A 23,399-nucleotide genomic window follows, 5' to 3' on the forward strand; every position below is an offset into this window, starting at 1 on the left:
GTGAACGCGTCACTCCGTGCCCTCGCTCTCGCGGCGGCCCTGCTGGGGCCGGCGGCCGTCCGTTCCGCCGAACCCGCGCAGGTGCCCGCGCCCCCGCCGACCGCGCGCGACCTGTCGCCACGGCTCGACGCGGTGGAGGCGGGACTGCTCGGCGTCGAGGAGAACCTCCGCTTCGTGGAGACGCAGTTCACCCAGCGCGCCGAGCCCAGTGACGACGACGCCCGCGCGCGCCGCTACTCCGACGGCGAAATCCACTACCTGCTGGGCGACTGGCCGGCGGCGTCCGTCCTCTTCTACGACCTGGTGGGCGACCCGCGCTTCCGCTCGCATCCGCGCTATCCGGACGCGCTCTTCTTTCTGGCGGACTCGCTCCTGGCGCAGCGCAACTACATTGGCGCGCGCCTGTACCTGCGCGAGCTGCTGGCGCTGCCCCCCACCTCCGGGCACTACCGCGAGGCCCTGTCGCGCTACCTGACGGTGGCTGGCCGCCTCAACTACTTCGACGGTGTCGAGGCCTACGTGGCGCAGGCCCGCGCGCTGTCCGGCGGACAGCTGCCCCCGGAGATTGCCTACGTCCACGCCAAGTGGCTGTTCCGGCGCACGGACCTGGCTCCCGCGGACCGCGTCGCCCAGGCGCGCGCCGCCTTCACGCCGCTGGCGCAGGTGCCCGACGGCGCCTTCCAGCTCCAGGCCGCCTACCACCTGGGCGTGTTGTCCGTGCAGGAAGGTGACCTGCCCGCGGCCATCACCCGCTTCCAGCAGCTGGCCACCCCACCCTCCGCTCAGGCCGCCCAGGCCGCTCCGGGCAAGACGGGACCTCGCCGCGCCACGCCCACGCCAGAGGAGGAGTCCCGCCGCGTGCGCGAGCTGGCGCTGATGTCACTGGGGCGGCTGCTGTATGAGACGGGCCGCTTCGACGACGCGCTGGACCGCTACGGCCAGGTGCCGCGTGACAGCGAGTCCTTCCCGGACGCGCTCTACGAATCCGCCTGGGTCCACGTGCGCCAGGGCCACTACCAGCAGGCGAAGAACGCCATCGACATCCTGCTGCTGGTGGCGCCCGACTCGCAGCTCGCGGCCGAAGGCCGCATCCTCCAGGGCCACCTGCTCCAGAAGCTGCGCCGGTACGACGAGGCGACCGACGCCTATACCCACGTCATCGACACCTTCCGTCCCCCCAGGGAGCAGGTGGACGCGCTGCTGGGCTCGCACAGCGACCCGGTGGCGTACTTCGACCGGCTGCTGGTGCGCGCGGACGGCCCGCTGGACATGCGCACGGTGCTGCCGCACCTGGTGCTCAAGTACGCCACCACACAGCGCGAGGTGACGGACGCGGTGCGGCTGGTGGAGGACCTCGACAGCGGTCGCCGGGGCCGGAGCGAGGCCGCGGCCATTGCCCAGCGCATCCTCCACGCCCTGGATACGCGCGGCCTGGAGACCTTCCCGGAGCTGCAGGAAGTCAACGCGCGCGCGGACGCGGTCGACACCTCCCTCACCCAGGCGGAGGCGGAGCTGGTGCGGGTGGAGACGCTCGCGATGCAAGGCGTGCTCACGCCCGACGAAGTGGCGCGGCTGACGGAGGCCCGGCAGGCGCGCGAGGCCCTGGAGCGCCGCTTCTCCGCGCTGCCCACCACGCTGACGGCGATGGAGGACCGCCGCGAGCGCATGCAGCGGCGCGTGGACGCGTTGGACCGAGAGGCCCACCGGCTCGACGTCGAGCTCCAGTCGCTCCACGCCATCGCCGCCTCGGTGCGCAAGTGGGTGGATGACTCGCGGCCGCTCCGGCAGACGCCTCCGGACGAGGAGCGCGAGTTCCTGCTGCAGTTGCAGGCCGAGGTCCAGACGCTGAAGGACCTCAAGGCGGAGCTGACCGCCACGCGCGCGCGACTGGCGGACGAGCGCAACGCCGTGGACACCACCCTGGCCGGCGAGCGCGCCATCCGCACCGCCTATGCTGATTCGCTGCGGCGCGAGCACGCGCTCCTGCGCGAGGCGGAGCCCCGGGCGGACGCGGAGGTCCTGGCCACGCTGCGGCGCACCCAGGGCGTGCGCGGCAGACTGGACGTCCTGCGCGGGCGGGTGACGGCGGCCCGGGTCGTGGTGCGCGAGCGGCTGGAGCGCCGGGGCCGCGTCATCCGCGAGAAGGTCGTGGCCGAGCAACAGCTCCTGGAGCGCTACGAGGCCGAAGTGGCCACCGTGTCCGGTGACGCCCGGCAGCTGGTGGGCCGCATCGCCTACGACAGCATCCGCCGCGTGCGGCAGCAGCTCTACGACCTGGTGCTCAAGGCGGACGTGGGCGTGGTGGACGTGGCCTTCAACGAGAAGCAGGACAAGACGACGGCCATCCAGACGCTCTCCGCGCAGAAGGACGAGGCCCTGCGCGAGCTGGACGCCGAGTTCCAGGACGTCCTGTCCGAGGTGAAGGAGTGATGCGCGCCCGTCTCGTCGCCGCGCTGCTCGCCCTGGGTGGCCCCGCGTCCGCAGCGGAGGCTCCCGCCGCGCCCGCATCCCCCTACCTCCTGGGCATGGGACGCACGCCCGAGCAGGAGGCGCTGTTCCAGGAGGTGAGCAGCGCGCTCGAGCGCTACGAGTCCGAGGCGCGCGAGTTCCACCGCGAGGTGCAGGAGCTGGTGGAGCGGCGCTACGAGCAGAAGCGTGGCGCGCTGGCGGCCTCCTACGAGAAGCGCATCAAGGACCTGGAGGCCCAGGAGCGCCGCGAGCGGCTGGACGCCATCGCCCGGTTCGAGGCGTTCCTGCGCCGCTACCCCGCCGAGCCGCGCTTCACGCCGGACGTGATGTTCCGCCTGGCGGAGCTCTATTACGAGCGCTCGTCGGACGACCACCTGCTGGCGATGCGGGACTACGCGGAGCGGCTGGAGGCGCACGACAAGGACCCCGGCGCGGAGTTCCCCACCGAGCCGCGCGTGGACTACGCGCCGTCCATCGCGCTCTACCAGCAGCTGCTGGCCACCTTCCCGGACTACCGCCTCAACGACGGCGCCTGGTACCTGCTGGCCTACTGCCTGGAGAAGCAGGACCAGTACGACGACAGCCTCCACGCGTACGAGCAGCTCATCGCCCGCTACCCACAGAGCCGCTTCGCCACCGAGTCCTGGGTGCGCATCGGCGAGTACTGGTTCGACAACTACGAGGACCCACGGGCACTGCCCAAGGCCGCGCAGGCCTACGAGGCCGCCACGCGCGACGCCTCGCACCCGCTCTATGACAAGGCGCTCTACAAGCTCGGCTGGACGTACTACCGCATGGACCGCTTCGAGCCGGCGGTGGCGTCCTTCCTGACGCTGGTGGAGTTCTACGAGGCCCAGCGCGTGGCGAAGGGCGACGCGGCGGCCGGCGGCGACCTGCGCGAGGAAGCGCTCCAGTACGTGGCCATCTCCCTGGCGGACGACGCCTGGGGCGGCATCACCCGGGCGGACGCGCTCTTCGCGGAGCGTGGCCCACGCCCCTACGAGGCCGAGGTGTACCAGCGGCTGGGCAACGTCTACTTCGACCAGACGAAGCACGCGCCGGCCATCGAGGCCTATCGCCGGGTGCTGCAGAAGGCGCCGGACGCACCGGACGCGCCCATGGTGCAGCAGCGCATCGTCCAGGCCTACGAGCGGGACCGCCTGCTGGGCCTGTCCTTCGCCGAGTCCGAGGCCCTGGCCAACCTCTACCAGCCCGGCGGCGCCTGGCACGAGAAGAACAAGGGCGACACGGCGGCCATCACCCGCGCCAACACGCTGGCCGAGCGCAGCCTCTACGGCAGCGCCACCTACCACCACCAGCAGGCCCTGGTCTTCAAGCAGGAAGGCAAGTTCGAGCAGGCGCGGAGCGCCTTCGACGTCGCCGCCCGCGCGTATGGCACGTACCTGGAGCGCTTCCCGCGGACGAAGAGCGCGGGCGACATGCGCTTCTATTACGCGGAGTGCCTCTACAACGCCTTCCAGTTCGCCGCCGCCGCGCGCGTCTATGAAGAGGTGCGCGACACGGACGCGGCCAACAAGCACCGCCCGGACGCGGCCCTCAACGCGGTGCTCGCGTGGCAGCAGCAGCTCACGCTGGACGTCCAGGCGGGCACGGTGCCGGAGTCCAGGACGCTGCGCTCGACGGAGCGGCCCCAGGGCCAGGCGGTGAAGCCCCGCCCCTTCGCGCCCACCGAGCAGAAGCTGGTGGCCGCCGCGGACGCCTACGTGGCCCTGCTGCCCGGCAGTGAGAAGGCGCCCGGCATCGCCTACCAGGCCGCGGAGCTGCATTACTCGCACGACGACTTCCCCGAGGCGCGCCGCCGCTTCGAGGCCATCATCCAGGCGTACCCGAGCCACGAGGTGGCCCGCTACGCCACCAACCTCACCATCGAGACCTTCCTCATCGACGAGGACTGGCGGAGCGTGGAGTCCGTCAGCGCGCGGCTGGCCAGCAACGACAAGGTCATCGACCCGGCCAGCGACCTGCACAAGCAGCTGGTGAAGTTCAAGCTCGCCGGCCGCTTCAAGCTCGCCGACCAGCTCATGGCCGAGTCGAAGTACGAAGAGGCCGCGGCGAAGTACATCGAGCTGGTGGACGAGTCACCCCGCCACGAGTTCGCGGACAAGGCCCTCAACAACGCCGCGGTGGCGAATGAGAACACGCGCCGCTTCGACTCCGCGCTGAAGCTGTACGAGCGCATCTACCGCGAATACCCGTCGTCGCCGCTGGCTGGCGGGGCGCTGTTCCGCGTGGCGGTGAACGCGGAGAACTCCTACGACTTCGACAAGGCCGTCGTCAGCTACCAGAAGCTGGTGAAGGACTACCCGGGCTCCAAGGACCGGGAGGCCGCGCTCTTCAACGCCGCGCGCCTGTTGGAAGGCCAGCAGCGCTACCCGGAGGCGGCCGCCGCCTTCATGCGCTACTCGGACCTGTTCCCCAAGGCGGAGGACGCGCCCAAGAATCAGTACCGCGCCGCCATCATCTACGAGAAGCAGGGTAACCCCCGCGGAGAGGTCCGCGCGCTGCAGGAGTTCGTCCGCAAGTTCGCCTCGCGGTCCAGCCAGGTGGAGCTGGTGGTGGACGCGCACCGGCGCATGGGCGACGCCCACCAGAAGCTGGGCAGCGCGCGCGAGGCACAGCGCGCCTGGGAGCGCTCCGCCGCGGAGTTCGACCGGCGCAAGCTCCAGCCGGACACGCACCCGCTGGCCGCGGATGCCGCCGCCTACAGCCGCTTCCAGTTGGCCGAGCTGGAGTTCCAGAAGTTCGACAAGCTGAAGATTGGCGGCAAGGGCAAGGCGCTGGAGCGCAGCTTCACGGCGAAGCGCAACGGCGTGAAGTCCGTCAACACCGCGTACGCGCGCGTCTACCCGTACAAGCAGCTGGAGTGGACGCTGGCCGCGCTCTACCGCCGGGGGTACGCGCTGGAGCGCTTCGCCAACACCATCATCGAGACGCCCGTCCCGGTGGAGGTGAAGCGGATGGGCGAGGAGGCGGTGGTCGTCTACCAGGACGCGCTGGTCCAGCAGACCACCTCGCTGGAAGAGGCCGCCGTGGAGAGCTACGCCGCCACGCTGGCCGAGGCGCGGAAGAACCGCCTCAACAACGAGTGGACGCGCCGCACGCTGGAGTCCCTCAACCGCTTCCGGCCCAAGGAGTATCCGGTGCTCAAGGAGCCCAAGCAGGCGCTGGCCGCGGACGCCACCTATCCGGATGGGCTGGTGGGCAGCCTCACCGGGCCCGTTCGCTCCACGACGCAAGAGGGCCCGCGCCTGTCCGGGGAGGGAACGAAGTGAGCCCTGGCCCGCGTCTTTCCCGCGCCCGTGCGCTGACCTCCGTGGTGCTGGCCTCCAGCCTCTGGCTGTCCGCGTGCGCCACCACGCCCGCCGTCACCCGGCCAACGCCCGAAAGGGCTGGCTCCACCGAGGACGCGGGCGCCGCCGCGACACCGCCGGACGCGGGCGCCACCGCGCAGACGCGGCCGCAGCCCCTGCCCCGCCTGGAGGCGCCGCGCGGCCCCGAGCGTGACTTCGTCGAGGCGGTGGAGATTGCGCGCCGGGGAGAGCTGACCGCGGCCGAAGCGGCGCTGCGCACCCTGGTCGAGCTGGACCCGAAGCTGGACTACGCGTGGACGAACCTGGGCATCGTCCAGGAGCGGCTGGGAAAGCCAGCGGACGCGGAGCGCTCCTACCGCGAAGCGCTGAACGTGGCCCCCGAGCAGCAATCCGCGTGGGACTGCCTGGCGCGCCTGTATGGCCGCACCGGCCGCACGGCGAAGCTGGAGGCCGAGCTGCGCGAGCGACTGTCGTCCCAGCCGGACGCGGTGGCGCTGCGCACCGCGCTGGCCATCACCCTGCTCCAGGCGAAGAACCACGCGGGCGCCTCGGCCGAGGCCAAGCAGGCGCTGAAGGGGGACGAGCGGCACGTGCGCGCCATGCAGGTGCTGGCGCAGGTCTATTACCGCGAGGGCAAGCACGAGCTGGCGCGCATGGTGCTGGAGAACGCCCGCGCCATCGACCCGAAGGACGCGGCCACGCACAACGCGCTGGGGCTGGTGTACCTGGCGCTCGACTCGCGCCCCCAGGCCCTGGAGTCCTTCAAGACGGCCGCGCTGCTGCGGCCGGACTTCGCGGAGGCGCGCAACAACTTCGGCGCCATGCTCAACGAGGCCCAGGACTACGCGGCCGCCGTCACAGAGCTGGAGGCCGCGGTGCGCGCCGCGCCGGACTTCGCGTCGGCCCGCCTCAACCTGGGCAACGCCCACCGGGGCCAGGGGAACTTCGCGCGGGCCCGCGCCGAGTATGAACAGGTGCTGCTGCTGATGCCGGGCGCCGCGGACGCGTACTTCAACCTGGCCATCCTCTACCTCGACGTGGAGCCGCCGGGGATGGAGACGCTGAAGCGCTACAAGACGGCGCTCACCCACTTCGACAGCTACCAGGCGCGCGGCGGACGCGATGAGCGCATCCCCCAGTACGTGAAGGACGCCCGCAAGCTCATGGACCGCGAGGAGCGGCGGCTGGAGCGCGAGCAGAAGGACCAGCTCCGCAAGGCCGCCGAGGCGCAGAAAGCCGCCGCGGCCACGCCGCCCGAGGGAACACCGCCCACCCCCACGGTGTCCAACCCGGAGCCAGGCACGCGCGCCGCGGCGCCTGGCGCCTCACCTTCCACCACCTCCACCCCAAGCAGCCCGGCACCGGCACCGGACGGCGCGTCCGCTGCACCGGTGCCCACCGGCTCGGGTAGACTCACCACCGACGCCCAGTAAATCCGCCATGCGCTCCGCCTTCGCCCTCATCGTGCTGCTCGCCGCCGCGCCCGTGCTGGCCCAGGACGCCAGTCAGGCCTCCTCGTCCAGCAGCGGCGCCGCGGCGCCAAAGAAGGCCCCGCGCAGAGTCATCCGCCTGGAAGCCCTCACCGTCGAGGGCCGCATCCAGAAGCCCCAGGCCATGTACATCCTCCAGCGCTCCAACCTGAGCTTCGACGACCTCAGCCGCACCGAGAGCTTCGTGCCCAAGGTCGAGAAGAGCGTGGAACAGGAACCCTTCTAGTCCCATGGCCGCCACCTCGCAGAACAAGCTGCTCCGCGTCGGCGTCATCCAGAACGGCCGCATCGTCGAAGAGCACCACGTCCGCCGCGAAACGGTCACCATCGGCCACGACGCGAAGAACACCATCGTCCTGCCCGCCACCGAGGGCCGGCCCGCACGCTTCGCCCTGCTGGAGAACCAGCACCAGCAGTTCCAGCTCGTCATCGCGCCGGACATGAAGGGCCGCGTCAACCTGGGCTCGTCCGACGTGGACTTCGAAGCCCTGCGCGCGCAGGGCCTGGCCACCCGCCGCGGCGACCTGCACGTCCTGCCCCTGCCGGAGAGCGCGCGCGGCAAGGTGGAGCTGGGTGACGTCACCCTCTTCTTCCAGTTCGTCACGCCGCCGCCCGAAGAGGCGAAGCCGGTGCTGCCCGCGGACGTCATGGTCAGCCGGTGGAAGACGATGGACCGCGTCTTCTTCGGCATCCTCGCCGCCTCGCTCCTGGTCCACTTCTCCGGCGCCGCCCTCATCATCACCTCGGAGACGCCGCAGGTGGCCGAGCTGGAGCTGGACGAGTTGGATGACCGCTTCGTGCGCGCCATCATCCCCCAGCGCCCGGTGGAGGCCCTCAAGCCGGCGGACACCGGCGCCGCGGAAGCGCCCAGGAGCGACACGCCCGATGCGGCGCCCAAGGAGGACTCGCCCGCGCAAGACAAGCCCGCGGGTGACGCCGCCCAGCAGCGCCGCGCGGAGGTGGTGAAGAAGGTCTCCGGCAAGGGCCTGCTGAAGATTCTGGGCTCCAACAGCGGCGGCGGCCAGGGGGCCTTCGCGGACGTGCTGGGCGGTGCCAGTGGCGGCGGGGACATCGCCGAGGCCCTGGCGGGCGCGGGCGGCGTGGGCGTGGCCCGCGAGGCCTCCGTGGGCGCCACCGGCGGTCCTCGCGGCGGTGGCACGGGCACGGTGACGGACATCGGCGCCATCGGCACCCAGGGCGGCGGCAAGGTGGACCTGGGCGACAAGAAGGAGGCGGTGGTGAGGGGCCGCGTGCAGGACGCCACGCCCGAAATCGAGAGCTCCGACGTGGACCGCGACGCCCTGGCCCGCTACGTGCGCGCGCGCAAGGCCGCCATCCAGAGCTGCTACGAGAAGGAGCTCAAGCGCAATCCCCGCCTCAAGGGCAAGGTGGTGGTGCGCTTCACCATCAAGACGTCCGGCCGCGCCGGGGACATTGAAATCGAGGAGAACACCCTGGGCAGCGAGGCGGTGGGCAGCTGCATCCGCACCACCATCCGCAGCTGGGTGTTCCCCTTCAAACCCGACGACGAGACAGCCGTTTCCTACCCCTTCGTCTTCGCGCCGGCGGGCTAGGCTCCCGGTGTCGGGAGCACCCGGCCGGGCCCCGGGGGGACCATGGAGAAGCTGTCCGTCATCGCCGCCTCGCCACTCTTCGAGATGCTCTCCTCCGCGGAGCTTGGCCACCTCGCCGAGCTGGCGCGCGCGCGGCACTTCGCGGCCGGGGACGTCATCTTCGAAGAAGGAGATTTGGGCGACAGCCTCTTCGTCGTCGTCCGCGGACAGGTGGAGGTCGCTCGCCGTCAGCCGCAGGGCGGCCTGCATCCGCTCGCGGTGCTGTCCCCGCCCGAGTTCTTCGGGGAGATGGGCCTCATCGACAAGGACTTCCGCTCCGCCACCGTGCGCGCGATGACGGACGTGGACGTCCTTCAGCTCTGCGCACAGGACCTCCGCGAGTTCCGGAGGACACATGGAGATGGGTTCACCTTCATCGTGGTGAATATCGCCAGGAGCCTGTCTGCCCGGCTGCGCGAGGCCAATGTCCGTCTCGCGACGAAGGTCTGATTAGTCAGTCCTGACCACTTTCATCGCCCTCGTGTTGGTTTGACACCCCCCACCCCTGCCTCTACGCTCTGCGGCATCGTGAGCCGCATGCGCACTGTCGGAATGCTCGCCGTCCTGGCCGCCGGCATGGCGACGGCACAAGGTCCGTCCCCCGCCGCGCCACCCGCCCCTCCCGCCGCCACCGCGGCGCTGGAGCAGGCCCGCGACGTGCCGGACTCGGCGAAGCTGGCGCGCAGCACGCAGGCCCTGGGCGTCATGCGCGAGGTGCTGCGCTCGGTGTTGGGGAAGGTGGAGGAGGCCCGGCGCACCAAGGACGTGGTGAAGCTCAACTGCGCCAACGAGAAGCTCACCCAAATCAAGGGCCTGCTGCGCATCTCCGAGCAGGCGGACGTGTCCCTCCAGGAGGCGGTGTCCCGCCAGGAGTCCTCGTCCAGCGAGCACGAATTCACCAAGGTGATGATCGCCCAGCAGAAGGTGGGACAGCTCCGCTCGGAGGCCGAGGAGTGCATCGGCCAGCTCGCCTTCCGCACCGATGAGAACCTCTTCGTGGAGGTGGAGGAGCCCAACAACCTCCCCGGAGGAGACCCCAGCCGTCCCCTCACGCCCGACATCGTCCTGGTACGCCCACCTCCCGCCAGCCCCGTCCGGTAACAAACGTTCGGTCCGGCCTGACTCGCATGTTATGACGCCGCCGGCCGCAAGCACGAAAGGTGGGAGGAGATGCGCCTCACACCTGGGAAGCCCTCCTGAGCCATGAAGCAACCCGCGACATTCTGGGGAGGACTGGGTGCGCTGGCGCTGCTCGCGCTGGGCGGCACGGCCTCCGCCCAGGGCATCGCGGCGCCTCCCACCGGGGGCAACGGCTTCAAGGTGGGCAACGGGCGGCTGCACCCCTACTTCGACCTGGAGACGCGGCTGGACAGCGGCGTGGGCTACTTCTCGCCCACCGGCAACTCGGAGCCCAACAGCGACCCGGTGTCAGCCAACCTGGCGAGCGACGTGGCGCTGCGCTTCCGCCCTGGCTTCCGGCTGGAGATTCCGTCGTCCACCCTGGCGTTCAACCTGGGCGCCAACCTGGACTACGTGATGTACACGGGCCTGGTGACGAAGAACTCCAGCGCGGCCTCGCGCATGGAGGGCGCGGCGGACCTCAACGCGCGCTTCAACCCGGACGCCCCGCTGTCGCTGGAGGTGTCGAACCAGTTCGCGCGCTCGGACCGCACGCGCACCGCGGCCGTGGGCGTGGGCGTGCTCAGCCTCTTCAATGAAGCGCGCGTGAAGGCCCCGTGGCGCCCCGGCGGCGGCGCGGTGGAGCTGACGCCCAGCGTGGCCTACGCGGTGGAGTTCTTCCAGCCGCTGAGCTCGGTGAGCCCCATTGGCTGTACCGAAAGCGTGTGTGACCCGGCCGCCGTGGAGCGCTTCGACTACGGCAACCTGCGCGTGGGCGCGGAGGGCCGCTGGCGCTTCCTGCCGAAGACGGCGGTGGTGCTGGACACCAACCTGGACGTGCGCAGCTACTTCAATGACAGCACGCCGGGGGCCGCACTGCTGCGAGTCATGGGCGGCGTGGCGGGCCTCGTGTCCCCCAAGGTGGCCGTCACGGCCAAGGCGGGCTGGGGCCAGAACTTCGGCAGCACCGGCGGCGGCACCTTGCTGGGGCAGTTGGATGGCACCTACCTCTACAGCCCCACCCTGAGCTTCAAGGCGGGCTACCTGCGCGCCCTGGAGCCCGTGGCCGCCTACGGCTTCTTCACGGACAACCGGGGCTACGGCGAGGTGCGCGCCCTCTTCGGCGGCAAGCTGACGGTGACCGGTGGACTCGCGGTGGACTTCCTGCGCTTCGACGGCGGCCGGAAGGACACCGTCGTCGGGGTGAATATCGGCCCGGAGTACCAGTTCTACCCGTGGCTGACGGGCGCGGCCGGCTACATGCTGGGCAGCCGCTCATCATCGGTGGATGGCGGCGGCCTCAACTACTCGCGGCACGAGGGGTACGCCCGCCTCTCCGTGACGTACTGAGTGAGCGTCTGTCCCTTTTGGAGATGAACAGCTTCCGCGCCGCCCTCACCGTGCTGTCCCTGCTGACGCTGCCGGCCTGCTTCGGCACGTCGCGGCGTCCGCCGCCGCCCGCCCCGACTCCCGCGGCGGAGGCCGAAGCCGCGCGTTCCACGGGCGGCAGGCTGGGCCCCGGGGACGTGGTGGAGGTGCGCGTCTTCCAGGAGCCCGAGCACTCCGGCACCTGGCGGCTGTCCGGCGAGGGCACCATTGACTACCCGCTGTGCGGCAAGGTGCCGCTGTCGGGGACGACGCCCAGCTCGGCGGCGGACCAGCTGCGCGACTGCCTGGCGCGCTATGTGCGGCGCCCTCAGGTGTCGGTGCTCATCCGCGAGTACAACTCGCAGAAGGTGTTCGTCTTCGGCGAGGTGCAGAAGCCGGGTACCTTCCCCGTGGACAACGAGATGTCCATCGTCCAGGCGATTACGCTGGCCGGCGGCTTCACCAAGCTGGCGGCGAAGAACAACACGCTGGTGACGCGCGTGGTGGGCGGGCAGGAGCGCAAGATTCGCGTGCCCGTGGAGGACATCGGCGTGGGGCGGGAGAAGAACTTCATGCTCCAGCCCGGCGACATCGTCTTCGTGCCGGAGAGCTTCTTCTAGCCTGGGGCCTCAGCCGCGCGGAGGCTGTTCGCGCAGCCCGTCCACGAAGCGCTTCGACTCGGCCAGCAGCGCCGGGGCCAGCGCGGGCGCGGAGGCAATCACGTCACCGCGCAGCACCTCGAAGGGCTCGCCGGAGATGTGGCGGATGACGCCCCCCGCCTCCTCCACCAGCAGCGAGCCCGCGGCGATGTCCCACGGCTTCAAGCCGAACTCGAAGAAGCCGTCGAAGCGGCCCGCGGCCACGTAGGCCAGGTCCAGGGCGGCGCTGCCCGTGCGGCGCATGCCCTGCGCGTGGAGGATGAGTTGGCTGAAGAGGCCCACGGGCCCATCCGGGCGCTCGCGCACGTCGTAGGGGAAGCCCGTGCAGAGCAGCGCCCGGTGGAGCGAGGCCACGGTGCTGGCGCGCAGCGGACGGCCGTTGAGCGTGGCGCCCTGCCCGCGCGCGGCGGAGAACAGCTCGTCCAGCATCGGGTCATAGACGACGCCGGCCAGCACGCCGCCGGGGCCCTCCACCGCCACGCTCACGCAGAAGTGCGGCACACGGTGCGAGTAGTTGGTGGTGCCGTCCAGCGGGTCCACCAGCCAGCGCAGGCTGTCGGTGCCCTGCGTGGCGCCGCTCTCCTCCGCGAGGATGGCGTGCTCCGGGTGGCGCTCGCGGATGAAGGCCAGCAGCGCCTCCTCGGAGGCCTTGTCCGCGTCCGTCACCAGGTCGATGCCCCCCTTGAACTCGATGGTGCGCTCGCCCAGGAAGCGGTCCGCGAGGATGCGGCCGGCGAGCCGGGCGCCCTCCTCGGCGGTGCGGCGCAGGCTGTCGGGTGAGTCCTGGGACATGACGCGCTCCTCTACGGGGTGGGCTCGGCGAGCAGCGCCTCGAGCTCCGTCTGGTACTTCGCGAGGAACTCCTCGGTGAAGCCTTCATGGACGTGGCGCACCACGCCCTTGCGGTCAATGAAGTACGTGGTGGGCATGCCCCGCACCTTGAGGGTGCGCTCGGCCACCTGAGCGTTCTCGTCCATGAGGACGGGCAGCGTCACCTTCGTCTCCGCCAGGAAGGCGGGGATGGCGCGCGGGTCCTCGTCGATGTTGAGCGCGTACACCTTCAAGCCCTGGGCCGCGTACTCGTTCGCGAGGTCCTGGTAGTAGGGCAGCGCGTCCTTGCAGGGCTCGCACCAGGTGGCCCACACGTCGAGCACCACCACGCTGCCCCGGTCCGAGGCGACGTCGTACGGCTCACCGCCGGGGTAGCGCTTCACCTGGAAGTCCAGCGGCTGCGCAGCCCCCTGCCCCTCCGGCACCGGAGGCGGCATGGCGGGGCGGCTCGCGCAGCCGGACAGCGCGAGCGTTCCCACGACGACGGCGAATGGCAGGCGCGGCATGTCAGGCTCCCTTCCGAGCCCGGGCCGAGAGGGCCACGAGCACCTTGTCGATGAAACCACCGAAGGCCCCGTTGCTCATCACCAGCAGCACGTCGCCGGGGCGGGCCTCGCGGGCGGCCAGGTCCACCAGGGTCTGCACGTCCGTGGCGCCCTCGGCGGGGATGCCCTGGGCCTGGAGGTCCGAGACGAGCTTGCGCACGTCCAGCTCCTCGCCCACGGGCACCTTGTCGTGGCGCTCGGGCACCTTGAGGCTGGCGCGGGTCGCGCCGGTGAAGGCGTGGGCGTAGTCCTCCTGGTGGATGTTGCGCCGGCTGGTGTTGGAGCGCGGCTCGAAAATCGCCCACAGCCGCCGCTCCGGGTAGCGGTGGTGGACGGCGGCGATGGTCTCCCGCACCGCCGTCGGGTGGTGCGCGAAGTCGTCAATGACCATGACGCCGTCCGGCTCGCCGCGAAGCTCCTGCCGGCGCTTCACGCCGCTGAAGGTGGCCAGCCCCTGGGCGACTTCGTCGAAGGTGAGCCCCAGGCCCCGCGCCGCGGCGATGACGGCCAGCGCGTTCTCCACGTTGTGCGCGCCGCCCATGGGGAGCTGCACGGTGCCCAGTGATTCTCCATGGGCCACCACGTCGAAGCGGGCGCCGTCCGGGCCGAAGGACAGGTTGCGTGGCGTGTAGTCCGCGTCCGCGCCCTCCTTCGCCACGTACGTCACCACGCGCCCCTTGCACCCCTCGCGCGACAGCTTCACGGCGTTGGGGTAGGCGGCGCAGACGACGAGCTGCCCGTCCTGGGGGATGAGCCGGACGAACTTCTCGAAGGTCGCCTCGTAGTGCGGCAGGTCGCGGAAGATGTCCGCGTGGTCGAACTCCACGCTGGTGAGGATGGCGGTGCGTGGCCGGTAGTGGAGGAACTTGGAGCCCTTGTCCCAGTACGCGGTGTCGTACTCGTCGCCCTCGACGACGAAGTGCGGCCCCTTCCCCACGCGGTAGTTGCCCGCGTAGTTCTGGGTGACGCCGCCCACCAGGAAGGACGGGTCCTTGCCCGCGGCCACCAGCACGTGGGCGATGAGCGAGGACGTCGTCGTCTTCCCGTGCGTGCCGGCCACGACGACGGAGTGCGCGCGGTCCAGGAAGAGCGAGCCCAGCGCGGCGGGGAAGCTCATCTGCTTCAGGCCGCGCTCGCGCACGGCGGTGGCCTCGGGATTCACCCGGCGGATGACGTTGCCGATGATGACGAGGTCCGGCTTCGCCGCGTCCAGGTTCTCCGGACGGTACGGCGTGGAGGCGGGGATGCCCCACGTCCGGAGCATGTCGCTCATGGGCGGGTAGACATTCTCGTCGCTGCCGGTGACGTCGTAGCCGGCGGCCTTGAGCATGCCGGCGAAGGAGCCCATGCCCGTGCCCGCCACGCCCACCAGGTGGACGCGGCGCACGCTGCCGGGTTCGAGGGTGTCGAGCACGTTTCCGTTGTCGTCAGCCATGGTGTCCCTGCTTCGTTTCAGTGAGCTCGAGCGCCTCCACGACGAAGTCATGGAAGAGCGGGCGGAAGTCCCGGATGCGCGTTTCCTGGCGGCCGTTGGCCACGCGGTTCGTCACCAGCGCCACCACCAGCGAGCGGCGCAGGTCCACCCAGAGGCTGGTGCCGGTGAAGCCCAGGTGCCCCACCGCGCCCGGCGGGGTGTCGCCAATGTAGTGCCCGGCGCTGGACACGCCCTCGGACGGCGAGTCGAAGCCCATGGAGCGGGTGCTGGCCTGCACCTTCGGGTCCGTGGCCAGCGCGCGGTGCCACAGCGGCCCCGGCGCGATGATGGCCCCGCCCGCGCAGCCGTCCAGCACGGCCTGGCCGAAGCGGGCCACGTCCACGGCGGTGCCGAAGAGGCCCGCGTGGCCGGCGACGCCGTCCATCACCCAGGCGTTGTCGTCGTCCACTTCGCCCGGGCGCGTGGGCTGGGTGGGCACGTCCTTCCACAGCGTCTCCTGCCCCGGAGCGGGCTCGCGCGGGCGGGTGGCGCCGGTGGGCGCGGGCATGGCGTCCGCGGGGAAGTCGGTGAGGCGGTGGAAGCGGGCGCCGAGGCCCAGGGGCTCGGCGACGTGGCGGGAGAAGAGCGTGTCCAGCGGAGCGCCCGCGGCCCGCGAGAGGATCTCGCCCAGGAGGATGAAGCCCACGTCGCTGTAGGCGGCGCGCGTCCCGGGCTCGGCGGCGAGCGGCGTGGCGGCGGCGGCCTGGATGACCTCGTCGCGGACGCGGGCGCGCAGGGCGGAGGGACAGTCCGCGTCGAGCAACTCGGGGTGCACGGTGAGCGCCTGCGCGAAGAAGGGCACGAAGGGCGGCAGACCGGAGCGGTGGTAGAGCAGGTCCGCCACGGTGACGCCCGCGTCGCCCACCGGAGTGCCCGGGAAGTAGCGGGACACCAGCGTCTCCGGGCCTACCTTCCCTTCCGTCCAGAGGCGGAGGAAGAGCGAGGTGGTGCTGATGACCTTGGTGAGCGACGCCAGGTCGAAGCGCGTGTCGCCAGAGACGTTGCCCGCGACGCCGCCGAACACCTGGACGCCCCGGTGCAGGACGACGGCCTGGGCCGAGGGGAAGACGCCCAGGGCACAGGCATCGTCGAGGACCTTCTGCAGAATCGCGATGGGGTGGGTACCGCCACTCATGCGCGCACGGCTCCTTCGAGGAAGGTGAGGCGCGCGGCGTCCGCGTCCAGGCGGACCTGGGTGCCGAGCGCCACGGGGTAGTTGAGGTCACCGTGGCCAATGGGGAAGCCCGCGGCGCAGGGGAGGCCCGCCTCGCGCGCGAGCTCTCGGAGCACGTCGGCGCTGGAGTAGTCCGCGCCCTTCTCCTCGCACCCGGTGAAGTCGCCCAGGACGATGCCGCGCACGCGCGAGAAGACACCCGCCAGGCGCAGGTGGGTCCACATGCGGTCGAGGCGGTACGGGCGCTCGGTGACGTCCTCCAGCAGCAGCACAGCGCCGTCGAGCGGCGGCAGATACGAGGTGCCGATGAGGCGCGACAGCACGGACAGGTTGCCGCCCACGAGGTGCCCCTCCGCCATGCCGGGCACGTAGGTGGCCGAGCCCGTCAGCGGGGGCGGCGCCTCGGGGGACTCGAGGAGGCGGAACAGGTACTCGCGCACCGAGGGGGGCTGCCGACCGAGCTGCGTGAGGACGGGCCCGTGGAAGGAGACGCGCCCCAGCGCCTGGAGCGCTCCGTGTACGGAGGTGAGGTCGGAGAAGCCGACGAAGGCCGCGTGCGAGGCGTCCGCGAAGGGGAGGTCCGGCAGGAGCCGGGCGCTGCCGTAGCCACCACGGGCGCTGAAGATGGCGCGAGCGTCCCGGTCCAGCAGGGCGCGCGACAGCTCGCCGCCCCGGCGCGCGTCGTCGCCCGCGAGGTAGCGGTGGGCGGAGAAGAGGTCGGAGCCGTGGATGGGGCGGTAGCGCTCGGCGATGACGGCCAGGCCGGCCTCGAAGCTCGGGCGGTCGAAGGGCCCGGAGGGGGCGACGACATGCACGGCGTCGCGAGGACGGAGCGGAAGGGGCTTGAGCCAGCGCACGGTGCGCTTCATAGCATCCGGGGCTCGGGCGGCACGGTGATTCGCGGCCTGGACGGGCGAAGCGTTGAGTTCCCCCGTCCGTCGGGACACGGACACTGCGACCGCCTGCCGCTCCTGCCCCTACCCTGCCGAGCGCTCCAGGACGGCCGCGAAGAAGGCGTCCGTGCCATGCCGGTGCGGCGCGACGAAGAGGAAGCCGTCCCGGAGACACGCGTCGGGGAGCCACCCCGTCCCGGGCCGCACGAGGTGGAAGTCCGGGCGGGATTCCAGGAAGGCGGCGACGACGTCCTCGTTCTCCGCGCGGTTGACGGTGCAGGTGGCGTAGACGAGCCGCCCGCCGGGGCGCACCAGGCGGGCCCCGCGCTGGAGGATGTCCTGCTGGAGCGCCGGGAACCGGGTGAGCACCTCCGGCTGGATGCGGAAGCGCTGGTCAGGGCCCCGGCGCAGGGAACCCAGCTCGGAGCACGGGGCGTCCACGAGCACCCGGTCCGCTTCGAGGTGCTCGGGGAGGCTCCGGAGCACCTGGACCCGGGTGAGGTGCGCGCGGGCGGAGCGCTGGAGGAGCCGGTCGAGCCGCTCGGGGTCCGGGTCATAGGCCAGGAGCCGCCCCGAGTCCTTCATGTCCGCGCCCAGTTGGAGCGTCTTCCCGCCCGCGCCGGCGCAGAGGTCCAGCACCGTCTCTCCAGGCTGGGCGCCCACGAGGAGCCCCAGGAGCTGGCTGCCCTCGTCCTGGACCTCGAACAGGCCCTCCTGGAGGGCGCGGAGCCCGTAGAGGTTGGGCCGGGGCCCCTCGATATGGAGCGCCAGCGGGCTCCAGGGGCCGGGGCGCGTCTCGACGCCCTCGGAGCGAAGCCGCTCGGCGAGGGCCTCTCGGGCGGTGCGCAGGACGTTGGCCCGGAGGGTGATGGGGCCCGGGACGTTCAGGTGGGCACAGAAGTCGTCGGCCTCGGGCCCGAGTTCCCGGGTGAAGTGCTCGGCGAGCCAGTCCGGCAGGGAGGCCCGGAGCGCGAGTGAGGGGGGCGAAGACGCGTCCAAGAAAGGCGGAGCCCCCTCCTCCAGCCCGGCCAGGGAGGCGGCTTCCACGGCTGGGAGGCCGGCGAGGCCGTGCAGCAGGGCATGGAGCAGGGAGAGAGGCGCGACGTCCTCCCGGCCCAGGAGGAACCCGAGGCGGCGCCGCCAGAGCCCGACGTTGAAAACGGCTTCCTTGAGGGCCTGGCGCTGCTCGCGGGTCAGGGAGCGATGGTCACGCAGAGTGCGGTCGAGCACGCGCTCAGCGGCGGAGCCGGCGAGCACCTGGGCGATGGAATCGGCCGCCACAGGGCCCAGGCCGGCGAGTGCGGACCAGGGCTGGAGGCGAAGCCGGGAGAGCGGATCAAAAGGGACTGTTGACAGAGCGGGCACCATTCTCTAGAAAGCGCCTCATCACGGCAACGCGGTTCCGCCGGGACGACATATTCCCCGATAGCTCAGCCGGTAGAGCGGGTGACTGTTAATCACTAGGTCCGAGGTTCGAGTCCTCGTCGGGGAGCTACTTGAAGGGCCCTACCAACCGGTAGGGCCCTTTTTGTTTAACAAGGGCCTCGCGATGATATCGCGGGGCCTTCGTGCTTAAGCCGCTGAATCCCAAGGGATTCTGGCTCGCGGTGACGAAGAGGGCGCTCTCGGCTCTCTACCCCGCAGAGCGAGATGCCCCTCTCCTCCGCCGCCGATTGGGCTCTCTGGACCGCTCTTTCACCCGTTTTGGGGAGAGAGAGGCCGAGAGTGGTTAACAGTTTTGTTAACCACTTCGGGCGACCGATTCTAACAATCCAGGGCTTTCGATGTCGTACCTTCCAGGGTTGCTTCGCTTCCCTGTCTCCAAGACGGCCCGGAGCCTTTTGAGGCCAGTCCGGCCCTTCGTTTCTGTTAACCGAGAGAGCGAAACGCCCTCAGTCCTTACTGGGTACTCCTGATTTCGTCTCGCGCGCAGACTCTCCGAGACGGCTCTCAGAAACTCTTGGCCGCGTCCTCGGCACGGCCCTCTGCCCCTCCTCTCGGCCCTTGCCCGCGCGCCGTGGTGGCTCCGGCTGGGCGAGGACGGGGACAGCCCGAGGATGCGCCCGCGTTCGCCGCCAGCGCCCGTTGCGGGGCCGTGTCGAGGCCCGCGCAGCGGTCCGCCGCGCCCGCCCCAAGACGGCCCCGCTGATCTGCGGAGGCGAGGCCGTTTCCGCCCGCGAGGAGCTGCGCGTGAACAAACACCGCCTGCCTGCGCGAGAAGGCATGAGTTTCCACGCAGTTTCGAGCGAAGCATGCACTGCTACCTTCGCCGCTTTCGCAGCATGCGGAGGGGACATCCATGGCGGAAGGCGCCCTGCTGAACCTCATCACCCTCGGCTACGCCGGCCGGTATGAGGCAGCGGCCACCCGGGCGGAAGGCGCGGGCAGCGCGCTTCGTGCCCTTGAAGTCGAGACACAGGGCCAGGCCGATTACCTCTAGATGCTTCCGTTGCCAAACCTAGCCATCGCCATACCCTCCAACTTACCTTTCACCAAATCATACTTCGCATGCGTCAAATAGGCATGAACACCAACCCAAGGAATAACATTGAGGTGAATCACCTCAACGCCACTCTGCTCAATGAGGCCGGCCAATACTCCAGCCATCGGCCGAGTAAGTTCGTCCGTCATATACAATCCAGTCAAACCAATCTCCTCAAGCACCACAGGCAGGAGTTCTCGCCGCATCCTCTCCTTGGCCTCTTCTTGCTCGAGATTTCTCACCTATTTCCTCCGGAATAGAGCCCTGAGCGGCTCTGTTGATAGCCGGCCCGGTAGACTCTAGCGCGACGCCCAATGTCGCCACCCCACTAAGTAGGTCGGAAGAAGCTCCTGAAGGAGTGGCGAGGGTCACGCCGTGGCGGAGTTCCCTATCCGTCTCTACGCGCTACATCGGGAAGAGGGAGATGGCGTGGATGTGCGTGGTCCGTCGGTTTCGCCGACCAGAGCCCTGCTCTTCAGGGTTGAGCCCCCCCGTGTCTTGGGTCTGCGGCTGAATCAGTTGCGTGCCAATTCTCCCATCGATGTGCCTGTAGATGCTTTCAAGAAAAAGCTGGAGCGCGCTGATCTGCGTCCCCGCCGCGTCCTCATAGAACCAAGAGGCGTATCCTACGTCATCCGAGTCGTGGATAACCGCGCTCTTTCCTAGGTGGTATGATTCATCGATGCCAGTCACGTAGTCCGGAAGCATCTCGAACGTGTCGTGATCAAAAGACTTCCACTCCCCTTCATGTGGAAAACTACGAAGATAGCTCCCAATGCTATCGATTGACTTTGCATCATAAATGAAGAGGTGTGTCTGCACATGAGGAATGTACGGCAGACGACGAAAATACCGAACGGCATCGTGCATGATGCTCTTATTAATCGTGGTCTTGACTTCGATTATCGAGAGCACCGCTTCTGGTCGAAGGATCACGATATCATGAAGCCGATACACGGGCGCGTGCCGATGCCGGTCGTACAGGACGATGTCCATTTGGGGGGACAAGACGTCATCATTACCAAGTACGAAGCCTTGCGCGACGCCGACGGATTCAGGAAGGTGTTCCTTAAGGAACTCGCGAAGTACAGTCTCCGTGAGCGTACCGATAGTAGGGTTGTGGTTGGTGACAAATACGCGAATCTGAGCGAGACGCGTCATGAGTTGTTGTGCGGTAAGATGGAAGTACTGATTCATACCTAGTCTCGTCTCCTTTGAGGCTCCGATGCTCCTCTCCTGCTCATGTGAGCGAGTCGTCCAGCAGCGATTGACGGAACGGGCGGAGAAGAGCTTGGCACCTCGTCACGTGGGGGGGCACCGCCCTACTCCTCCACGCGGACAACCTGCCCCTGCTGAATGAAGAAGTACCTCGTGTTGATGACCTTCCCTCCGAAGGCGTTCTTCCCACGGAAGGAGCTCTTCACAATCCAGTAGGCGTCGCGGGCAACAGGAGCCGACGACGAGACATGCTCATAGCTGTCCGGGTCGTTCATCACCTTCTTGAGGTACCGCTCCACCTCCGGCACCGAGCCATCCCAAGGTGAGTTCAGCGGCTTCTCCCCGCGCATCTCCACCATCACCTTCTGCGCCTGACGCTGGAGTTCAAGCTTCTCCAGCCCTGGCTGGATGCGCTTGCGTTGCTGGGCGGCCTGGCCCGACAGCATGTTCCACTCCTTCGACTTGGCGACCTCGAGTCCCTCAAATGCCTTCAGGGTGGCGTCAGCAGCGTTCAGCTCCGTCTCCGCCGCTTCCCATTCCTTCGCCTTGGCATGGGTCAATGCACGCGCCAGCCCAGCGGAGACTTCCGGCCCCTTGTTCTTGAAGTCCTCCTTGCCGCGCAGCTCCCTCGCGCTCGAAAGCGCGGTCGCCGCGTCTGCGTTGCCTGGAGACAAGGCACTCGCCCTCTCCAGGAGGGGCACTGCCTCTGCGAGCTTCGCGGCGGCCAGCGACTCGCGGCCCTTGGCAAGGTACGCCACACCGCACCCGGCACGGCCTTTCTCGGGGATAGCTCCGACGTCCCCAAAGCTGTTGCAAAGGTCTACTGCCTCCTGGGGAGCCGTCGACGCAACCAGCGCAGCAATGCGCGAGGACACGTCCTCTTCATGAGCGCGACTTGCTTCCGCCTTCTGCCGCGCCTCTTCGATGGAGGCCGCCTTCGCAGCTTCGCTGCGCGACTTCTCGTTCCCGTTCCCGATGGCGCCGAAGACGACAATGCCAGAAGCAATTGCGCCAATGACGGCAGCGCTGCGGTGCTTGGAGTCCTTCTTCCTGAAGATTGCGATGGACCCAGCGAGGGCGCCCGCTCCCAGCACCGCTCCAGGGTATCCAAGCCTCATGACCCAGCCCATGAAGGCCAGCACGAAGCAGGAGGCGATGAGCATGACAAGGACGGGCATCCCCTTCGGCGGCGTTGGCTGCGAAGGAGGAGGTGAAAGCGGTTGAGAAGGAGAGGCCTGACTCATGCCGGGATGATGCCGCCTTCCCTACTCCTCTCGTCAAGCCGCTACTACGGCTCTTGGTGAGTCTCTCTCTGAGAGCCGAAGACCGCCCCGAAGAATCGCTCCGTGCCCGCACGTTTCTGTCTCTGCCCGCGGGCAGAGACGCTCCAGAAGCTGCTCGTCCATGCCTTCAGGCGCGACTCGTCCGAAGGCAGAGCGCAACCTCTTCGTCCATACCTCTCAAGGGTGAGTCCCCAACTCCTCGACGCCCCAGGGAAGGCTCGCTACTGTTGTCCCCCGGTGAGGAACAGAGCTCGATGCAGCCATGGCACAGCACGCGGAGAAGGCTGCCCGTGGCGCTGACCGGCGCCCGCTGTGGACATGGGCCCTTGGGGCTGTGCTGTCGCTAACGCCGCCAGCCTCGCGAGCATAGCGGGTCGGACCCAACTCCCCTCCGGAAAGCCCCTAGGCCCCAACTTCCTGCGCTGTACATTCTTGTTCGCCATGCATCAACTCCAACACCTAGCCACGTCCGTCGCGCTGCTCCTCTCTCTGAGCCCCGTGGCATCAATAGCCGCTGGAGAAGAAGGCACGTGGGTCGACTGTCCTCGCCACCTCATGAACCACGGGCGCCACCGAGTCGTCGGCCCCCCCGCACTGACTCCAACATGGTGGACACGGACGATTGTCGAACGGGTTCGCTCGTGCCTCGACTGCGATGTGACGAGCCTTGGCGCGTCACCATTGGTCGTATCGATCAAGTCCAACGACTTCGGTCGCAGCCTGCGGCTCGTAGTAGAGAATCTTGGAGACGGCGGTAAGCAGCGGGAGATTTCCCTGGGCCGGTCTCCAGACGGATCGATGCGCGGACACCCTAGCGCCGCAGTGATTGGGGATGTCCTGGCCGTTGCTGCGCAGTTCGGCAGAAGCAGCTACGTCCTCTATTTCGTCGATACCAAGAAGATGCGCCTCGCGAAGACAGCCAAGCTATCGATGCCACCTCTCACTGAAGATGGCATGACCGACGGCCACGCCCCCTATCTCGCCGCCGGCCCTGACAGGTTCGGTGTCGCGATTGGCCATTCCGATGAACTCGTCTGGCTTGAGTACGACGTCCGCGGGAGAGAGCGAGTCCCCCCTCGAGTCCTGACAAACAGCCTAGCTGTCACTACAAAGCCGTGGGTCGTGTGGGCTGGCGAGAACTTCTCCGTGCTCACCAATCGCACCGTCGGCTCAGGCTTCAGCAGCAGGCAAGCTCCTGAGCTTCTCTCCATCACTCCGGACGGAGCAGCATTCAAGCAGCTCACAACACTTGATGGCTTTGCCCTAACTCCCGAAACCCGAACGTGGGTGGTTAGCGGCCGTCTCATCTTTGAGGGAGGAGCGCACTTCCTCGCAGCGAAAACATACCCACTCTCCGTGTCGAAGAAATCAAAATTCCAGCTCTTTCGCGTAGGCCGCAGCGGTGCCGTTGAGGCTCGCGAGTGCCCTGATATCGATGAAGAATGAGGA

The 23,399-nt window shown here is 69.1% G+C and carries 20 protein-coding genes and 1 tRNA gene; 12 read left to right on the top strand and 9 right to left on the bottom strand.

What is annotated here, in order from left to right; genetic code table 11:
* The 9 genes from HV826_RS21640 (at position 1) to HV826_RS21680 (ending at position 12,011) form a co-directional block, all read left to right on the top strand.
* The gene (locus HV826_RS21640) at positions 1-2,430 is read left to right on the top strand and encodes a tetratricopeptide repeat protein (RefSeq protein ID WP_176418911.1); all 2,430 of its coding nucleotides are present in this window, start codon (positions 1-3) and stop codon (positions 2,428-2,430) included.
* The gene (locus HV826_RS21645; RefSeq protein ID WP_217918723.1) at positions 2,430-5,762 is read left to right on the top strand and encodes a tetratricopeptide repeat protein; all 3,333 of its coding nucleotides are present in this window, start codon (positions 2,430-2,432) and stop codon (positions 5,760-5,762) included. Before HV826_RS21640 ends, HV826_RS21645 begins: the two co-directional genes overlap by 1 nt.
* Entirely contained in the window at positions 5,759-7,234 is a 1,476-nt protein-coding gene (locus tag HV826_RS21650; RefSeq protein WP_176418913.1) for a tetratricopeptide repeat protein, read from the top strand. Before HV826_RS21645 ends, HV826_RS21650 begins: the two co-directional genes overlap by 4 nt.
* 7 nt (positions 7,235-7,241) lie before the next feature.
* Positions 7,242-7,517, top strand: coding sequence for a hypothetical protein (locus tag HV826_RS21655; RefSeq protein ID WP_163784540.1), 276 nt, complete (start codon positions 7,242-7,244; stop codon positions 7,515-7,517).
* Positions 7,518-7,521: 4 nt separating this feature from the next.
* A complete protein-coding gene (locus tag HV826_RS21660; RefSeq protein WP_176418914.1) occupies positions 7,522-8,865 on the top strand; it encodes an AgmX/PglI C-terminal domain-containing protein in 1,344 nt (447 codons plus the stop codon).
* 42 nt (positions 8,866-8,907) lie between these two features.
* Entirely contained in the window at positions 8,908-9,354 is a 447-nt protein-coding gene (locus HV826_RS21665; RefSeq protein ID WP_176418915.1) for a cyclic nucleotide-binding domain-containing protein, read from the top strand.
* An 87-nt stretch (positions 9,355-9,441) separates the two neighbouring features.
* On the top strand, positions 9,442-10,005 hold the full coding sequence (locus HV826_RS21670; RefSeq protein ID WP_176418916.1) for a hypothetical protein: 564 nt from the start codon (positions 9,442-9,444) through the stop codon (positions 10,003-10,005).
* A 102-nt stretch (positions 10,006-10,107) separates the two neighbouring features.
* Complete coding sequence (locus HV826_RS21675; protein ID WP_176418917.1) at positions 10,108-11,373, top strand: hypothetical protein; 1,266 nt, start codon at positions 10,108-10,110, stop codon at positions 11,371-11,373.
* A 23-nt stretch (positions 11,374-11,396) separates the two neighbouring features.
* Complete coding sequence (locus tag HV826_RS21680) at positions 11,397-12,011, top strand: polysaccharide biosynthesis/export family protein (RefSeq protein WP_176418918.1); 615 nt, start codon at positions 11,397-11,399, stop codon at positions 12,009-12,011.
* 9 nt (positions 12,012-12,020) lie between these two features.
* Here the strand turns inward: HV826_RS21680 and HV826_RS21685 are convergent, their stop codons facing one another.
* The 6 genes from HV826_RS21685 to HV826_RS21710 all read right to left on the bottom strand — a co-directional run bounded on the left by HV826_RS21685 (position 12,021) and on the right by HV826_RS21710 (position 18,248).
* Positions 12,021-12,842: an inositol monophosphatase family protein gene (locus HV826_RS21685; protein ID WP_176418919.1), complete on the bottom strand. Its 822-nt coding sequence runs from the start codon at positions 12,840-12,842 to the stop codon at positions 12,021-12,023.
* Between the two features lie 11 nt (positions 12,843-12,853).
* Positions 12,854-13,387: a TlpA disulfide reductase family protein gene (locus tag HV826_RS21690; RefSeq protein WP_176418920.1), complete on the bottom strand. Its 534-nt coding sequence runs from the start codon at positions 13,385-13,387 to the stop codon at positions 12,854-12,856.
* Between the two features lies 1 nt (position 13,388).
* Positions 13,389-14,861, bottom strand: a complete 1,473-nt coding sequence (gene mpl / locus HV826_RS21695; RefSeq protein ID WP_176418921.1) for a UDP-N-acetylmuramate:L-alanyl-gamma-D-glutamyl-meso-diaminopimelate ligase — start codon at positions 14,859-14,861, stop codon at positions 13,389-13,391.
* Positions 14,854-16,035, bottom strand: coding sequence for a serine hydrolase (locus HV826_RS21700; RefSeq protein ID WP_176418922.1), 1,182 nt, complete (start codon positions 16,033-16,035; stop codon positions 14,854-14,856). The genes mpl and HV826_RS21700 overlap by 8 nt, the downstream gene beginning before the upstream one ends.
* Positions 16,032-16,943, bottom strand: a complete 912-nt coding sequence (locus tag HV826_RS21705; protein WP_176418923.1) for an LD-carboxypeptidase — start codon at positions 16,941-16,943, stop codon at positions 16,032-16,034. The genes HV826_RS21700 and HV826_RS21705 overlap by 4 nt, the downstream gene beginning before the upstream one ends.
* Before the next feature lie 108 nt (positions 16,944-17,051).
* Positions 17,052-18,248, bottom strand: coding sequence for an RsmB/NOP family class I SAM-dependent RNA methyltransferase (locus HV826_RS21710; RefSeq protein ID WP_176418924.1), 1,197 nt, complete (start codon positions 18,246-18,248; stop codon positions 17,052-17,054).
* Between the two features lie 138 nt (positions 18,249-18,386).
* Between HV826_RS21710 and HV826_RS21715 the strand changes: the two genes are divergently transcribed.
* Positions 18,387-18,459, top strand: a tRNA-Asn gene (locus tag HV826_RS21715).
* Between the two features lie 807 nt (positions 18,460-19,266).
* Positions 19,267-19,407 (top strand): hypothetical protein, encoded by a 141-nt coding sequence (locus HV826_RS21720; protein ID WP_157757474.1) that lies wholly within the window; start codon positions 19,267-19,269, stop codon positions 19,405-19,407.
* Here the strand turns inward: HV826_RS21720 and HV826_RS21725 are convergent.
* From HV826_RS21725 to HV826_RS21735, 3 genes are all read right to left on the bottom strand, one after another.
* On the bottom strand, positions 19,404-19,691 hold the full coding sequence (locus tag HV826_RS21725) for a hypothetical protein (protein WP_176418925.1): 288 nt from the start codon (positions 19,689-19,691) through the stop codon (positions 19,404-19,406). The genes HV826_RS21720 and HV826_RS21725 overlap by 4 nt on opposite strands.
* A 163-nt stretch (positions 19,692-19,854) precedes the next feature.
* Entirely contained in the window at positions 19,855-20,646 is a 792-nt protein-coding gene (locus HV826_RS21730) for a DUF6602 domain-containing protein (protein WP_157757473.1), read from the bottom strand.
* Positions 20,647-20,771: 125 nt separating this feature from the next.
* Positions 20,772-21,830 carry a transporter gene (locus HV826_RS21735; protein ID WP_239989413.1) on the bottom strand — a complete coding sequence of 353 codons (1,059 nt, stop codon included), beginning with the start codon at positions 21,828-21,830 and terminating at the stop codon, positions 20,772-20,774.
* 801 nt (positions 21,831-22,631) lie between these two features.
* Between HV826_RS21735 and HV826_RS21740 the strand changes: the two genes are divergently transcribed.
* Positions 22,632-23,396, top strand: a complete 765-nt coding sequence (locus tag HV826_RS21740) for a hypothetical protein (RefSeq protein ID WP_157757472.1) — start codon at positions 22,632-22,634, stop codon at positions 23,394-23,396.
* The last annotated feature ends 3 nt before the right edge of the window (positions 23,397-23,399 follow it).

This window comes from Myxococcus sp. AM010, from assembly GCF_013372585.1.
Taxonomy (GTDB): Bacteria; Myxococcota; Myxococcia; order Myxococcales; family Myxococcaceae; genus Myxococcus; species Myxococcus vastator.

Coding starts and splice junctions, on each gene's coding strand:
- HV826_RS21645 (WP_217918723.1), top strand. CDS start 2,430: ATGCGCGCCCGTCTCGTCGCCGCGCTGCTCGCCCTGGGTGGCCCCGCG.
- HV826_RS21655 (WP_163784540.1), top strand. CDS start 7,242: ATGCGCTCCGCCTTCGCCCTCATCGTGCTGCTCGCCGCCGCGCCCGTG.
- HV826_RS21660 (WP_176418914.1), top strand. CDS start 7,522: ATGGCCGCCACCTCGCAGAACAAGCTGCTCCGCGTCGGCGTCATCCAG.
- HV826_RS21665 (WP_176418915.1), top strand. CDS start 8,908: ATGGAGAAGCTGTCCGTCATCGCCGCCTCGCCACTCTTCGAGATGCTC.
- HV826_RS21670 (WP_176418916.1), top strand. CDS start 9,442: ATGCGCACTGTCGGAATGCTCGCCGTCCTGGCCGCCGGCATGGCGACG.
- HV826_RS21675 (WP_176418917.1), top strand. CDS start 10,108: ATGAAGCAACCCGCGACATTCTGGGGAGGACTGGGTGCGCTGGCGCTG.
- HV826_RS21680 (WP_176418918.1), top strand. CDS start 11,397: ATGAACAGCTTCCGCGCCGCCCTCACCGTGCTGTCCCTGCTGACGCTG.
- HV826_RS21685 (WP_176418919.1), bottom strand. CDS start 12,842: ATGTCCCAGGACTCACCCGACAGCCTGCGCCGCACCGCCGAGGAGGGC.
- HV826_RS21690 (WP_176418920.1), bottom strand. CDS start 13,387: ATGCCGCGCCTGCCATTCGCCGTCGTCGTGGGAACGCTCGCGCTGTCC.
- mpl (WP_176418921.1), bottom strand. CDS start 14,861: ATGGCTGACGACAACGGAAACGTGCTCGACACCCTCGAACCCGGCAGC.
- HV826_RS21700 (WP_176418922.1), bottom strand. CDS start 16,035: ATGAGTGGCGGTACCCACCCCATCGCGATTCTGCAGAAGGTCCTCGAC.
- HV826_RS21705 (WP_176418923.1), bottom strand. CDS start 16,943: ATGAAGCGCACCGTGCGCTGGCTCAAGCCCCTTCCGCTCCGTCCTCGC.
- HV826_RS21720 (WP_157757474.1), top strand. CDS start 19,267: ATGGCGGAAGGCGCCCTGCTGAACCTCATCACCCTCGGCTACGCCGGC.
- HV826_RS21730 (WP_157757473.1), bottom strand. CDS start 20,646: ATGAATCAGTACTTCCATCTTACCGCACAACAACTCATGACGCGTCTC.
- HV826_RS21735 (WP_239989413.1), bottom strand. CDS start 21,830: ATGCTCATCGCCTCCTGCTTCGTGCTGGCCTTCATGGGCTGGGTCATG.